The following is a 14,446-nucleotide window of genomic DNA, read 5'->3' as shown; positions in this document are numbered from 1 at the left end:
CCCCTTTTCAGAACACCATCCCGCTGCTATGGTTTTGACGTTTCCGTAAACGTCAAAAATACAGGACATCCCTCATGGCCCTGCCCGCGATTCTCAAGGACAAGCTGCGCCTGCCCGTCGTCGGCGCACCGCTCTTCATCGTCTCGCATCCCGCGCTGACCCTCGCACAATGCAAGGCCGGTGTCATCGGCGCCTTTCCGGCCTTGAATGCCCGCCCGGAATCCCAGCTCGACGAGTGGCTTGCAGAGATCACGGAAGGCCTTGCCGCGCACGACGCGAAGAACCCCGATCGCCCCGCCGCCCCCTTTGCCGTCAACCAGATCGTCCATCGCTCCAACACGCGGCTCGAGCATGACCTTGCCATGTGCGTCAAATACAAGGTGCCTGTCGTCATTTCCTCGCTCGGCGCCGTGCCGGAGGTGAATGCAGCGATCCATTCCTATGGCGGCATCGTGCTGCACGACGTCATCAACAACCGCCATGCCCAATCGGCGATCCGAAAAGGTGCGGACGGGCTCATCGCGGTTGCCGCCGGCGCCGGCGGCCATGCCGGCACGCTCTCGCCCTTCGCCCTGGTCCAGGAAATCCGCGAATGGTTCGACGGCCCTCTCCTGCTGTCCGGCGCGATCGCGACGGGTGGCGCGATCCTCGCGGCCGAAGCGATGGGCGCCGACATGGCCTATATCGGTTCGCCCTTCATCGCGACGAGCGAGGCCCGCGCCAGTGAAGCCTACAAGCAGATGATCGTCGACAGCGCCGCCGCCGACATCGTCTATTCCAACTATTTCACCGGCATCCACGGCAACTACCTGAAACCTTCGATCATCGCGGCAGGTCTCGACCCCGACCATCTGCCCGAAGCCGACCCCTCCAAGATGGATTTCGACAAGGCAACGACGGGCGCAAAGGCCTGGAAAGACATCTGGGGCTGCGGCCAGGGAATCAGCGCCGTCAAGGCGGTCGCCCCCGTCGAGGATCTCGTCACGCGGCTGGAACACGAGTACCGCACCGCCAAAAACCGCATCCTTGCGGCCTCAGCCCCCTGATTTTGCTATATTGCACGGGAAAAATGCGGAAGTTGAAACTCCCCGCTTGAAATCTCGTCCCATTGCGGTTATCAGCGCACCCATTCCGGTCCCGACACGCTTCGGGACCCGGCAAGGCCGCTTTAGCTCAGTTGGTAGAGCACGTCATTCGTAATGACGGGGTCACGTGTTCGAGTCACGTAAGCGGCACCACTTCCTTCTCCCCCCGATCTTTCCGTCACAACACGGGCACGTATTAATCGACGCTCTGCGGTCGGAAGGCCGTTCATCTGCATTGCGCCGCGAGCAGCCTCCTCTCGGGGCATCACCCGGCATCTGCGTGCCATAGCCCGCTGCAAGTGAAGGGCCGATCCGCCCGTCCAGATCAAAAATGGACGGAGACGCCTTCAGCGTGCCCTCGTAACCTCTGCCGCCAGAACAGACGCATCAGGTCCGGGCGAGCCGAGAGGGACACGCTATGATCATTTCAAGCAGCGCGGAAACACAGGTCAACACCTACACTTTTAGAACGCAGGATTGCCAGCAGGCGGTCGCGCTGTCAGATGGCGGCTGGGTTGTCACCTGGAGGTCCGATAGGCAGGACGGTTCCCTTTCAGGCATCTACCAGCAGGCTTACAATGCCGATGGCACGACACGCGGCGCTGAAAGCCGCGTCAATACGGAAACCGTCGGCGAACAGGACCACGCCCAGATTTCGGCATTGGCGGACGGCGGCTGGGTCGTCACATGGGTGGCCTCTCAGCAGAACACCAGCAGCGCCGAGATCCACCAGCGGGCGTTCTGGATCAATGAAGCGCCCATAGTGCAGACCATAGCCGCCCAAACGGCGACGGAAGCCCGGCCGTTCAAATTCACCTATGCGGCGAACACGTTTGTCGATCCCAATGCCATGGACAAGATCACCATCACCGCGACGCTCGCAAACGGCGACCCGCTGCCGTCCTGGCTGGTCTTCAATGCGGCGACCCGCACGTTTTCCGGCACGCCTGGCTACACCAATATCGGCGCGATCGGCATTCGCGTGACGGCAACGGATATGGAGGGCGAGACCGCTGTTTCCAGCTTCACCCTCACTGTCGAGAAGGAGACCCCGCCGGCCAAGACGATCAAGGGAACCTCCGACAATGACACGCTTGTCGGCGGCAGCCAGAAAGACGCGCTCTACGGCTACGGCGGCGACGATATCTACATCGCCGACAATGCCGATGACTATGTGGAGGAAAAGAGCGGGGAAGGCATGGATCTCGTCAAGGCCTCCGTCGATTCCACGCTCGGCGCCCATGTCGAGAACCTGAAGCTCACCGGCACGGCATCGATCGACGGAACCGGCAACGAGCTTGCCAACACGATCACCGGCAATGCCGCAAGCAATACGCTCTCCGGCGGCGCGGGCGACGACAAGCTCCTTGGCAACGATGGCGACGATGCGCTTTTCGGCGGCAGCGGCAACGACGTGCTGGCCGGTGGCAATGGGGGCGATGCGCTCTATGGCGGCACGGGCAAGGACGCGGTCTATGCCGGCGACGGCGGTGACAAGGCCCATGGCGGCAGCGGGGACGACCGCCTCTATGGCGGGGCCGGCAACGATGCGCTTTCCGGCGGAAGCGGCAGGGACGCACTGTACGGCGGCGCGGGCAGGGACAAGCTGAGCGGCGGGGCTGGGGCCGACAAGCTCCACGGCGGCGGTGGGGCCGACATGTTCATCTTCACGCCCCTCAAGGACAGCACCGTCGCCGCAGCCGGCCGTGACACGATCTTCGATTTCAGCCGCAAGGAAGGCGACAGGATCGACCTGAAGGGCATCGACGCCAGCACGACAGCCGGCGGCAACCAGGCCTTCAGCTTCATCGGCGCGGATACGTTCAGCAAGACGGCTGGAGAACTGCGCTACGAGAGGAAGGACGGCGGCACCTATGTCTATGGCGACGTGAACGGCGATGGAAAGGCGGATTTCTCGATCCGTATCGACAGCGCCATCGACTTCACCAAGGCCGATTTCCTCCTTTGATCGCGGCGGGGGCCGGCTGGCTCCAGGAAGGGGTTGCTGGCCTTTCCGGGGCCGGCCGGCGTTGCAGACGAAGTCGGCGGCGCTGCGCCGGCATCGTGCGCTCACATCTCGGCCTGCGTCAGCGTCGTGCCGCTTCCCTGCTTCTTCAGGCGGCTGGCGGCCATGGCATAACCGCCGGCCGCGCCGTCGATGAAATGCATATGGTCGCGCCGCATCGCCGTCGGCACGAAACAGGTCATCAGCGCGGAATCCTGGCGATGCAGGCCGAACCGGCAGATGCCGGCATCTGCGGCTTGCTCCAGCCGCGTTTCGATCTGGCGAAGCCGGTCCAGATCAACGTCAATGGTCATCTTGAGGCCGTCGTCGAACTTGCGGAAATCAGCGTTGCGGGCAATGTCCTGCTTGTAGATTTTCGGGTCGAAGCGGCCGAGCGTCAGGCCGAGGCGAAACAGACCGACCGTGAGAAAATATTGCCCGAGGATGAAAAGCCGGTGCCGGATGCGCCGATCCTTCGGCGCGGTTTTCGTCTCCACCGACAGGCCCACCGCCGACAGGCCGATCTCCGGGCCCTCCGGCGGCACGGGATGGCCCTCCCTTTCCTCACCGGATGCGAGCGCGACGATGTCGAGCACCATCGCCTGAAAGGCCGGCACGCTGGCCGAGCCGACGGGAACGGCGATGATCGAGACGATGGAACCGTGCCGGGAGCGGATCGGATTCCAGCGGCAGGAGAGCCCCGCGAGGTCCGGACGGGCGCCAGGCGAGGCCGGGGGAACGGCATAAAGGCCCTCCCTCATGCGGGCCTCGGCCCAGCTCGATCCGCCACCGGCAAACATCGCATAGGAGAGGTCGGGCGTGACCTGGAAACGGGCGACGCGGGCTTCGACACCCGCCGCCGCGATATCGGCAACGGGAACGAGCGCAGCACGCAGCGTCAGCTGCAGTTCTTCGCCGACCCAGCTCTGCACCGCCGAGAGGGCGCTGCGGGCCCTCTCCACGCCCGAAGGCGGAACGGCGACGACCGCGCCGTCTCCGCCGAAGACGAAGGGGAGGTCATTGCTGCCCACCGCATTGAGAATGGCCGAGATGACGCTGGCGCCGGCCATGTTGACCGCCTTGTAGCGCCCCGCCTCGATGGCACCGGTGGAATCGACGATATCGGCCGTCGCAAGCGCCCAGTCGGATGGCAACGCCCGATAGTTCCTGCCATCCGCCACGCCGGCGAAATCGACAAAGACGGGAAGCGTATTGAAGAACGTTTCGCTGGAAGGTTTGTTCATGTGGCGAGGCTAGCATATTCCCGCACGGCAGACGACGGCCCGGGCTTTGACCGCATCCGCAAACCCATCGGCACGGTGGGTTTGCGGGCGGAAGAAAGGCGGAACTGCAGAACTGCACCCCGATGCAGACCTTCAGTCGCTCTCGTTGCATTCGGTGATTTCGCAGACGGATTCCTCCGTCGTGCGGTTCGCGCATTCGTTCAAGGCCCGTTCGCGCGCGGCGCCCTCGTTGTCGTAGTCGTAGCTGTAGCCGTAGGTCCCCTCTTCGGATACGGCAATGCAGCCCCAGGCCAGTGCCGAGCTGTGGGATACGGCAAGAGCCGTCGCAAGGACCAGGGCCGCAAGCCCTGTCCGCTTCATGGATGTCATGTGGAAGTCCCCCAAGTTGCGCGATATGCGCGGAGGAAGACTATGGCCGCGGCGGGGAAACTTGCAAGCGAATACGCGGCAAGCGTCCCGTCATTTCACGCCGGCGTTTCTAATCCCAAAACAAATCTGGCGGCGTTGGCGCGCAGGGCTCCTTGCCCGCATCAGCCGACATTGCGCTCCGGGTCGGACCGTGGCGGCACCTCCGCATGGGGGTCGAGGATGATCGCGGAGGGCGGCTCCGTCGCGTCGACCTCGCGAATCCACTCGCGCCAGATGGCGACGAGGAGAGCCATGAGGACCGGGCCGATGAAGAGGCCGAGGAAGCCCATGGTCTTCACCCCGCCGATGAGGCCGAAGAAGGTGGGCAGGAACGGCAGCTTGATCGGGCCGCCGACAAGGCGAGGACGCAGCGTCTTGTCGACGATGAAGAGTTCGACCGACCCCCAGACGAAGAGCGCAAGGCCCGCGACAGGCGAGCCGCTGGAGACGAGATAGACCGAGACCAGCGTGAAGGAGAGCGGCGCGCCGCCGGGAAAGAGCGCCATGATGCCGGTCAGGACGCCGAGCGTGACGGCCGAAGGCACGCCGGCAACCCAATAGGCGATGCCGAGCACGATGCCCTCGCCGATGGCGATCAGCGTCATGCCTGTCACGGTGGAGCTGATCGTCGCCGGCACGATGCGGGAGATGCGCTCCCAGCGCATCGGCAGGATACGCTCGCCGAGGCGATCCACCTGGCCGGCGAAGGACTGGCCATCGCGATATATGAAGAAGAGTGCGATCAGCATGAAGAGCATGGCGAGCAGCAGGCCGAAGGCCTTGCCGCCGGCGGCAAGTGCCACCCGGTAGATATTGCCGATATTGGCGCCGCTGACGATCTGCGTCAGTTCGCCGATCGCGCCGGGATGATCGAGGAAACGTGTCCACTGCATGTCGAGCCAGCCGCCGACGACCGGCAGCGCGCGAATCCAGTCCGGCGTCGGCGCGCCGGTGCTGTTCGTCTCGACGGCCCAGCCGATCCACTCGCGAACCTCGTGGAAAGCGTAAGTCGCAGCGAACATGATCGGCCCGACGATGAAGGCGAGGATCAGGAGGATGGCGATGGAAGCGGCGAGCGTGCGGTTGCCGTTCACCTGGGCGAGCAGGCGCGAATAGAGCGGCCAGCTCGCAAAGGCGATGACGAGGGCTGCGAGCACCGGCACCACAAAGCCGTGGAAGAAATAGATGCCGGCGAAGACGATGAGCACGAGGAGCCAGCGCGCCGCCGAGATGGGCGATATGAGCGCGACGCTGCTCGGGCGCGCCGCGCCGAGAAACCGAGGCTCACTTCTGCGATGTTCCTGATGCAGCAAACGCGTCTACTCCCATGAGGCCCACGCTTGGGGCCGGGCAACCTAGATAATGTGTAGCCCAAGAATGTTAAACATATACGCGGTTTTTTCGGCGAAGGCGCGCTGAGACGCCGCAGGCATAGCAGAATCGTGGGGAGCACAGCAGGAAGCGCCTGCATTTATTGACGTTTACGTTAATGTAAGATAGCGATGTCTCTTGATGGCGCCTTTCAAAAGCATCATCTTGTCCCTACGAATGGTTGGAGGACCGTTCGCGCCGACGGGACGGATGACGCCCTGCGCGCAACGAGGAGGAGCATGCATGACCGCCACGATCGAAGCCCCTTCTACTGAGCCCTCCGGCCGGTTCTGGCTGGCCTCCTATCCGGAGGGCATGGCAGGGCAGATCGCGCCGCTCGGCCACACCTCCATCGGCGCGCTTGTCGAAAGCTGCTGCGCGCAATACGCCGACCGCCCGGCCTTCACCAGCATGGGCAAGACACTGACCTTCCGGGACTTCGAACTGGCCTCGGCGAAGATCGCCGTCTGGCTGCAGGCACGAGGGCTGGAAAAAGGCGACCGGGTCGCGGTGATGATGCCCAACATCCTGCAAAATCCCGTCATCATCTTCGGCATTCTGCGCGCCGGCCTCGTGGTGGTGAACGTCAATCCGCTCTATACGCCACGCGAGCTCGAGCACCAGCTCAAGGATGCCGGCGCCAAAGCACTGTTCGTGCTGGAGAATTTCGCAAGCACCGTCGCACAGGTCGTCGCGCGGACGGCGGTCAAACACGTCGTCGTCACCACGATGGGCGACATGCTCGGGCTGAAGGGACTGATCGTCAACCTCGTTGTGCGCCGGGTGAAGAAGCTGGTGCCGGCCTGGTCGCTGCCGGGACATATCCCCTTTGCCCAGGTGATAGCGGAAGGTGCGCGTGGCCGCATCAAACCGGTCAGCATCGGGCCTGACGATACCGCCTTCCTGCAATATACCGGCGGCACGACAGGCGTCTCCAAGGGGGCGACGCTGACCCACTCCAACCTGCTCTCCAATATGGAGCAGATCAAAGTGTGGATCGAGCCGACCTTCCGCACCAAGAAGCGGCCGGACCAGCTCGTCTTCATCTGCGCGCTGCCGCTCTACCACATCTTCGCGCTGACGGTGAACGGGCTGATGGGCATCGCGCTCGGCGGCCACAACGTGCTGATCGCCAATCCACGCGACATCCCGGCCTTCATCAAGGAGCTGGCCAAGATCCGGGTGCACATTTTCCCGGGCCTCAATACGCTGTTCAACGCGCTGATGAACAATCCGGATTTTTCGAAGGCCGACTTTTCCGAACTGGTGCTGACGCTCGGCGGCGGCATGGCGGTGCAACGGCCGGTCGCCGAACGCTGGCAGGCGATGACGGGCTGCGCGATCACCGAGGGTTACGGCCTTTCGGAAACCTCGCCTGTCGCGACCGCCAACCGCTTCGACAAGCCGGAATTCACTGGAACGATCGGCCTGCCCCTCCCCTCCACCGACATCGAGATCCGCGACGACGATGGCAGGACACTCGGCCTCGGAGAGGTCGGTGAAATCTGCATTCGCGGCCCGCAGGTCATGGCCGGCTACTGGCAGCGGCCGGACGAGACGGCCAAGGTGATGACGCCGGATGGTTTCTTCCGTTCCGGCGATATCGGCTTCATGACGCCGGAAGGCTTCACCAAGATCGTCGACCGCAAGAAGGACATGATCCTCGTCTCCGGTTTCAACGTCTTCCCCAACGAGGTGGAGGAAGTCGCAATGTCGCTTCCGGGCATCCTCGAATGCGCAGCGATCGGCGTGCCGGACGAGCACTCTGGCGAAGCGGTGAAACTCTTCGTCGTGAAGAGGGACCCGGCACTGACGGCGGCAGACGTGAAGGCCCATTGCGCGGCGAACCTTACCAATTACAAGCGACCGAAGTTCATCGAGTTCCGCACCGAACTGCCGAAATCCAATGTTGGCAAGATATTGCGCAAGGATTTGCGGGGCTGAACGAGCGAGAGTTAAACCGATTTAATTTTTTCGGTAGAGTGACCTTTGCGGTCTTGATTTGGATAGGACAAAGCGACTAGCTAGCGGCATCGTCAAAAGCCAAGGACCACGCCGATGAACGCGCTTGTCGAAAAGCTGAAATCCATCGTCCGCGACACCAACGCCACAGACATCCGCGCCGCCTTCGCGGCCGACCCGCAGCGCTTCTCGCGCTACAGCACCACGCTCGGCGACTTCCTCTTCGACTATTCCAAATGCGCGGTGAACGACGCCGTGCTCGACGCGCTGGAGGCGCTGGCGAAGGATGCCGGCGTCGAAAAGAAGCGCGACGCCATGTTCTCCGGTGAGATCATCAACATCACGGAAGAGCGCGCCGTGCTGCACACCGCGCTGCGCAACCGTTCGAACACACCCGTCCTCGTCGACGGCACGGACGTCATGCCGGACGTCAACGCCGTGCTCGACGCCATGGGCGCTTTCGCCGACGGCATCCGTTCCGGCGCGCTGAAGGGTGCGACGGGCAAGACGATCACCGACGTCGTCAATATCGGCATCGGCGGCTCGGACCTCGGCCCCGTCATGGCGACGCTGGCGCTGGCGCCCTACCACGACGGCCCGCGGCTGCACTTCGTTTCCAACATCGACGGCGCGCATATCGCCGATACGCTGAAGCTTCTGGACGCGGAAACGACGCTGTTCATCGTCGCCTCCAAGACGTTCACGACGATCGAGACGATGACCAATGCCGCAACGGCCCGCAAATTCATCGCCGATGCGCTCGGCGACGCCGCTGTCGGCCACCATTTCTGCGCGGTCTCCACGGCGCTCGACAAGGTCTCGGCCTTCGGCATCGGCGCCGATCGCGTCTTTGGCTTCTGGGACTGGGTCGGCGGGCGCTATTCGATCTGGTCGGCCATCGGCCTGCCGCTGATGATCGCCATCGGCAAGGAGAACTTTGCCGAATTCCTCGCCGGCGCCCATGTCATCGACACGCATTTCCGCGAGGCGCCGATCCGCGAGAACATTCCGATGCTGCTCGGGCTCATCGGCTTCTACAACCGCAATGTGCTGAACTATCCCTCGCGCGCCATCCTGCCCTATGACCAGCGCCTGTCGCGCTTCCCGGCCTATCTCCAGCAGCTCGACATGGAATCGAACGGCAAGTCCGTGACCCTCGACAGCGAACCGGTCAAGTACAAGACCGGTCCGGTCGTCTGGGGCGAACCCGGCACCAATGGCCAGCACGCCTTCTACCAGCTCATCCATCAGGGCACCTCGATCATCCCGGCCGAATTCATGATCGCCGCCAACGGCCATGAAAAGAACCTGCGCCACCAGCACCAGCTCCTCATCGCCAATTGCCTGGCGCAGTCCGAAGCGCTGATGAAAGGCCGCACGCTCGAGGAAGCCAAGGCGCAGCTCACCTCCAAGGGCATGGAGGAGGCCAAGGCGGACAGGATCGCGCCGCATCGTGTCTTCGATGGCAACCGGCCGTCGATCACGATGGTCCATGACAGCCTGACGCCCTTCGCTCTCGGCCGCCTGATCGCGCTCTACGAGCACCGCGTCTTCGTCGAAGGCGCGCTCTTCAACATCAACTCCTTCGACCAGTGGGGCGTGGAGCTCGGCAAGGAACTGGCGACCGGGCTGCTGCCGGTCGTGGAGGGCAAGGAAAGTGCTGCCGGCCACGATTCGTCGACGGCTGGCCTCGTCGCCGCGCTCCTGAAAGCGGCGAACTAACGAAGGCTGAGACGGCGTGCCGCGAATGCATCGCGCGGCACGCGGATGAGATTGCTGAAAAATTCGCGGCCGCAGGCGCGCCAGCTGTAGGTCATGGCGCGGCCGCGCGCGGCGTCCTTCGGGACATCGAGGGCGGCGAGTGCGGCTTCGCGAAGATTTTCCGACAGGGCGCCGCCCTCGCCCAGAACGTCGCGCGGCGCCGTCACCGGGAAGGCGGCGACGGGAACGCCGCTTGCCAGCGCCTCCAGCATGACGTTGCCGAACGTATCGGTGCGACTCGGGAAGACGAAGACGTCGGCCGAGGCATAGACCGATGCCAGGTCCTCGCCGGTCTTGCGGCCGAGGAAATGCACATCCGGATAGCGCTGGCGCAGCGTTGCGAGATCCGGCCCGTCGCCGACGACGACCTTGCTGCCCGGCAGGTCGAGACCGAGGAAGGCCGGCAGGTTCTTCTCCACCGCAACCCGCCCGACATTCAGGAAGATCGGCCGCGGCAGGCCGAGGTCGCGGCGCTTGGCCGGATCGAACAGTTTCGTATCCACACCGCGCGACCAGCGCTTGATGCGCACGAAGCCGCGTGCGGCCATTTCCGCGGCGAGCGATTTGGTCGCCACCATCATGCCGTCACCGGCATTGTGGAAGCGGCGCAGCCACCAGTAGCTGACGCTTTCGGGAATGGGCAGGCGTGCACTGATGAACTCGGGAAAACGCGTGTGATAGGCCGTGGTGAAGGGTAGCTGACGTTCGAGGCAGGCGGCGCGCGCCGCCATGCCGAGCGGCCCCTCAGTGGCGATGTGGATATAGTCGGGCGCAACCTTCTCCATCTCGGCGAGCACGCGGCGCCTGGAGGTGATCGCCAGCCGGATCTCCGGATAGGACGGCAACGGCACCGTCGTGAATTCCTGCGGGGTCAGGAAGACGACATCGACGCCCTCTTCCGCCATCGAGCGGGCCAGCTCTTCGAGCGTGTGCACGACGCCGTTCAATTGCGGCCGCCAGGCATCCGTAACGACGAGGATGGTCGGAGCCCGTCCATCGGAGCGGGCAAGAGGGAGAGAATCTGGAGCGGTATGGTCGAGCATGGCCCCTTTGACCATGCTATGGTGACAGATGAATGAAGGCTCAGGCGAGCCCGATTTCCTTCGCCCAGGGCGGGTTCGCGCCGGCGCGCGACACCGTGACAGCCGCCGCCTTGGCGCCGAGCGCCAGCACCTTGGCGATCTGGTCTTCGGAAAGCTTCGCCACCTGATCCTTGGTGAGGAGGTTCTGCATCTTCAGCGAGGCCAGCACGCCGGCATCGAACGTATCGCCCGCACCGACCGTATCGACCACCGTGACGCGCTCGCTCGGCACGGCGACCTTGTGGTCGGCGGTGTAGCCGACCGCGCCTTCCGCGCCACGCGTCACAACGACCAGCTTTGCACCGTGGTGCAGCCAATGGCGGGCCAGCGCATCCTCGTCCCCCTCAAGCCCGAACCAGGCAAGATCTTCGTCGGAGAACTTTACGATGTCGGCCATACCAGCCATGCGGCGGATACGCCCCATATGGGCGTCCTTGTCCTTGATGAAGCCGGGGCGGATGTTCGGATCGAGCGAGATGACGCGCTTTTCGTGCTCACGGGCAAGCAGTGCCTCGTAGGTCGAGCCGCAAGGTTCCGGGATCAGGCTGATCGCGCCGAAATGCAGGGCCTCGCAATCGTCGCCAAGCGCCGGCAGCTCGGCCTCGGTGATCATGCGACCGGCAGTGCCCTCGTCGTAGAAGGCATAGGTCGCGTGGCCATGCACGAGCTTGACGAAGGCGACCGTGGTCGGGCGCGACAGCGTTGCGCAATAGCTGTCGTCCACGCCGCTTTCCGCCAGCGTCTTGCGCAGGATGTCGCCCATCATGTCGTCGGAAAGGCCGGTGAAGAAGCCCGTCGGCACGCCGAGACGGCCGAGCGCGATCGCCGTGTTGAAGATCGCCCCGCCGGCATAGGGCGCATAGGCGTCCTCGCCCAGCGTCGTCGTCCGCGGCAGCATGTCGATCAGCGCTTCACCACAACACAGGATCATACCGGTCCTCCCAGGAGATTTTCAATCGATTTAAACGATCCCGGCGAAAAGCGCCAGAGGCTTTTACGACGTCGGCAGTTCCGCGACACCGCCATGGGCGGCGGACCAGGCGAGCGGCGCATCGAAAAATGCGGCGACGGAGGCGAGCGTTGCGTCGTCGAAGAGTTTTTCCGCGCGCGCCACGGCGAGTACATCCTGCCAGGTGGCGATGCGGTGCAGCTTGACGCCGCCATTGGCGTAGCGCGCTTCGGCTTCCTTGAAGATGCCGTAGTAGAACAGCGACATGCCGTGATCGACCACGCCGCCGGCGGCACGGATCGCATCGATGAAGGTGAACATGGAGCCGCCGACAGTCACCAGGTCCTCGATGACGAGCACGCGCGCGCCCTCCGGCATCACGCCTTCGATCTGTGCATTGCGGCCGTGGCCCTTCGGCTTCTTGCGCACATAGACCATCGGCAGAGCGAGGCGATCGGCGAGCAGCGCGGCGAAGGGAATACCTGCCGTCTCACCGCCGGCAATCACGTCGATCCGCTCGAAGCCGACCTCGCGCGTGAGGGTGGCGGCGGCGAAATCCATGATCGCGGAGCGGATGCGCGGATAGGAGAGCAGTTTGCGGCAATCCATATAGACCGGCGAGGCCATGCCGGAAGCGAGCTTGTAGGGCTCCTCCGGGCGAAAATGCACCGCCTTGATCTCCCACAGCATGCGGGCCATCAGCTCCGCCATCACGCTCTTGTCCGGATAGGAATTGGAAAACATCGGCATCTCCCCACATGGCTGTTCGCCCGTGCGCATAGCAGCAAGAGCCTCCGCTTTCCAGCGGTTCGGGATTTTTCCCCGTAGCCCGGCAACAAAAAACCCTCCCCGGAAACCGGAGAGGGCTTTTGGAGGATCGGTGTATTCCGCTTAAGCAGCGACGGTCCTGGCAGCGCCGGAGCGGGCGTCGATCGAGTAGGCGCCCGGGCCGAAGGCGGCGAGCACGAGGAAGCCGCCGGCGATCGTGATGTTCTTCCACATCATCAGGCCGTTGAAGAGGGTCAGAAGACCGTTTGCGCCTTCCGGAAAGTCCGGAACGTTGATCGCGCCGCTGTGGAACACGAGTGCCGTGAACACGCTGAAGGCGGCGAGAAGATAGGCAGAGATCCGCGTCTGGAAGCCGACGAGAATGAAGAGGCCGGCGACAAGCTCGAAGAGGCCGGCGAGATAGGCGAGCGCGGTCGCGGCCGGCAGGCCGGCGCCGGCGATCATGCCCGCGGTGCCCGAGGGATCGATCAGCTTGGGATAGCCCGCCGTGATGAACATGAGGGCGAGAAGGATACGTCCGACGAGGACGACGACGTTCTGTTGCATGGTAAGCTCCTGAGGCTTGGCGTTTGCGTTGGCAAAGAGATATCAGCTTTCGGTCGTCAAACTAGTCAGGCGATCAGACTACAGATCGTTCTCTTTTTGTGAACGATGTGCCTGTTCCCGGCGAAACAGAGAGGCGGCGCCCGCCATGCGACAAGGGGGCGTCACATCCTGCCTCTCTCCTTCCGGAGCCTTCATGCGCCCCAATCTTGCCGCCCTCGCCATCGCCGCCGCCTCTTTCGTTTTCACCGCCCCCGGCCATGCCGGCACGTCCTATGGTGAGGGCTACTACGGGCACTATCAGCAGACCTGCATCACCAAGCGCATCCGCATGGAAAACCCATATGGCAAGACCATCACCAAACGCGTCCGTATCTGCCAGTAGGCGCTCTCCCAGCAATCCCAAGGACCTGCCCGGAACTCTCCGTTCTTTTCTGTTGCAAGCGTCCGGCGGCTGGGCGAAGATTTCGGCAAGGCGGCGCGTTTCGTTTTGCATCAGCGCGGTCGGGGGCATCAGGATATGAACGAGATCAACAAAAGCGCCGCGTTCTGGCGTTCCTTTGCGATTTTCGAAGGGTTCAGCAAGGAAACGCTCGGCGAGATCGCCGGCATCGCCACCTATCGCAAATGGTCGGCCGGCACGGTGATCTTCCAGCGGGGCGATGAAGGCACCTATCTCATCGTGCTCGTCACCGGCCGCATCAAGCTTTCGCTGATCACCCCGCAGGGCAAGGAACTGTCGCTGCGCCAGCTTGAACCGGGCTCGGTGCTCGGCGAAATGGCGATCCTCGACGGCCAGCCGCGCTCGGCCGATGCCACCGCCGTCGTCGCGACGGAAGGCTACGTCATTTCCAAGCGGGATTTCCTGGAAATCCTGATGCGCAACCCGACGGCAGCGCAGGCGATCATCCACTATCTCTGCACCAAGCTGCGCGAGACGACGGAGCAGCTCGAGACCATTGCGCTCTACGATCTCGACGCCCGCGTCGCACGTTTCTTCCTGGCGACGCTGCGCAACATCCATGGCGAGGAGCTGCCGGAAAGCGCAAATCTCCAGATTTCGCTGAGCCAGACGGAGATCGCCAGCATCGTCGGCGCCAGCCGGCCGAAGATCAACCGTTCGATCCTCGCGCTCCAGGAGGCCGGCGCCATCCGCCGCAACGACGGCATCATCCATTGCCATATCGGCCGGCTGCAAAACATCGCCGAGCCGGATGACGATTAAGCAGCCGGGAACGGCCGATCAT

Annotated in this window: 13 protein-coding genes and 1 tRNA gene; 7 read left to right on the top strand and 7 right to left on the bottom strand. The window is 63.7% G+C overall.

The window, feature by feature from the left end:
• Window positions 1–74: 74 nt before the first annotated feature.
• The 3 genes from K0P03_RS00490 (at window position 75) to K0P03_RS00480 (ending at window position 3,054) form a co-directional block, all read left to right on the top strand.
• Window positions 75–1,046: an NAD(P)H-dependent flavin oxidoreductase gene (locus K0P03_RS00490; RefSeq protein WP_272788606.1), complete on the top strand. Its 972-nt coding sequence runs from the start codon at window positions 75–77 to the stop codon at window positions 1,044–1,046.
• A gap of 116 nt (window positions 1,047–1,162) precedes the next feature.
• A tRNA-Thr gene (locus K0P03_RS00485) sits at window positions 1,163–1,238 on the top strand.
• Between the two features lie 265 nt (window positions 1,239–1,503).
• Window positions 1,504–3,054 carry a putative Ig domain-containing protein gene (locus tag K0P03_RS00480; protein ID WP_272788605.1) on the top strand — a complete coding sequence of 517 codons (1,551 nt, stop codon included), beginning with the start codon at window positions 1,504–1,506 and terminating at the stop codon, window positions 3,052–3,054.
• A gap of 101 nt (window positions 3,055–3,155) precedes the next feature.
• Here K0P03_RS00480 and K0P03_RS00475 read toward each other — a convergent pair whose 3' ends face one another.
• From K0P03_RS00475 to K0P03_RS00465, 3 genes are all read right to left on the bottom strand, one after another.
• The gene (locus tag K0P03_RS00475; RefSeq protein WP_050742609.1) at window positions 3,156–4,334 is read right to left on the bottom strand and encodes a DUF3095 domain-containing protein; all 1,179 of its coding nucleotides are present in this window, start codon (window positions 4,332–4,334) and stop codon (window positions 3,156–3,158) included.
• A gap of 132 nt (window positions 4,335–4,466) precedes the next feature.
• A complete protein-coding gene (locus K0P03_RS00470; RefSeq protein ID WP_023512275.1) occupies window positions 4,467–4,703 on the bottom strand; it encodes a DUF4189 domain-containing protein in 237 nt (78 codons plus the stop codon).
• 161 nt (window positions 4,704–4,864) lie between these two features.
• Window positions 4,865–5,983 (bottom strand): AI-2E family transporter, encoded by a 1,119-nt coding sequence (locus K0P03_RS00465; RefSeq protein WP_245290354.1) that lies wholly within the window; start codon window positions 5,981–5,983, stop codon window positions 4,865–4,867.
• 373 nt (window positions 5,984–6,356) lie between these two features.
• Between K0P03_RS00465 and K0P03_RS00460 the strand changes: the two genes are divergently transcribed.
• Entirely contained in the window at window positions 6,357–8,057 is a 1,701-nt protein-coding gene (locus K0P03_RS00460; protein WP_272788604.1) for a long-chain-fatty-acid--CoA ligase, read from the top strand.
• 114 nt (window positions 8,058–8,171) lie between these two features.
• Entirely contained in the window at window positions 8,172–9,797 is a 1,626-nt protein-coding gene (gene pgi, locus K0P03_RS00455; protein ID WP_272788603.1) for a glucose-6-phosphate isomerase, read from the top strand.
• On the opposite strand, the gene K0P03_RS00450 is transcribed toward pgi, so the two are convergent.
• From K0P03_RS00450 to K0P03_RS00435, 4 genes are all read right to left on the bottom strand, one after another.
• Window positions 9,794–10,879: a glycosyltransferase family 4 protein gene (locus tag K0P03_RS00450; protein ID WP_272788602.1), complete on the bottom strand. Its 1,086-nt coding sequence runs from the start codon at window positions 10,877–10,879 to the stop codon at window positions 9,794–9,796. The genes pgi and K0P03_RS00450 overlap by 4 nt on opposite strands.
• 40 nt (window positions 10,880–10,919) lie before the next feature.
• Complete coding sequence (locus K0P03_RS00445; protein ID WP_272788601.1) at window positions 10,920–11,849, bottom strand: carbohydrate kinase family protein; 930 nt, start codon at window positions 11,847–11,849, stop codon at window positions 10,920–10,922.
• 63 nt (window positions 11,850–11,912) lie between these two features.
• The gene (locus K0P03_RS00440; protein WP_024270214.1) at window positions 11,913–12,611 is read right to left on the bottom strand and encodes an orotate phosphoribosyltransferase; all 699 of its coding nucleotides are present in this window, start codon (window positions 12,609–12,611) and stop codon (window positions 11,913–11,915) included.
• Window positions 12,612–12,758: 147 nt separating this feature from the next.
• Entirely contained in the window at window positions 12,759–13,202 is a 444-nt protein-coding gene (locus tag K0P03_RS00435) for a DoxX family protein (RefSeq protein WP_024270215.1), read from the bottom strand.
• 193 nt (window positions 13,203–13,395) lie between these two features.
• On the opposite strand from K0P03_RS00435, the gene K0P03_RS00430 reads away from it, so the two are divergent.
• Both K0P03_RS00430 and K0P03_RS00425 read left to right on the top strand, forming a co-directional pair.
• Window positions 13,396–13,584, top strand: coding sequence for a hypothetical protein (locus K0P03_RS00430; protein ID WP_272788600.1), 189 nt, complete (start codon window positions 13,396–13,398; stop codon window positions 13,582–13,584).
• Between the two features lie 135 nt (window positions 13,585–13,719).
• Entirely contained in the window at window positions 13,720–14,424 is a 705-nt protein-coding gene (locus K0P03_RS00425; protein ID WP_023516358.1) for a Crp/Fnr family transcriptional regulator, read from the top strand.
• The last annotated feature ends 22 nt before the right edge of the window (window positions 14,425–14,446 follow it).

Source organism: Shinella sp. HY16, assembly GCF_028534175.1.
Lineage (GTDB): Bacteria > Pseudomonadota > Alphaproteobacteria > Rhizobiales > Rhizobiaceae > Shinella.
Note: the sequence above shows the minus strand (reverse complement) of the source record. Positions and strands in the feature narration are given on the sequence as shown.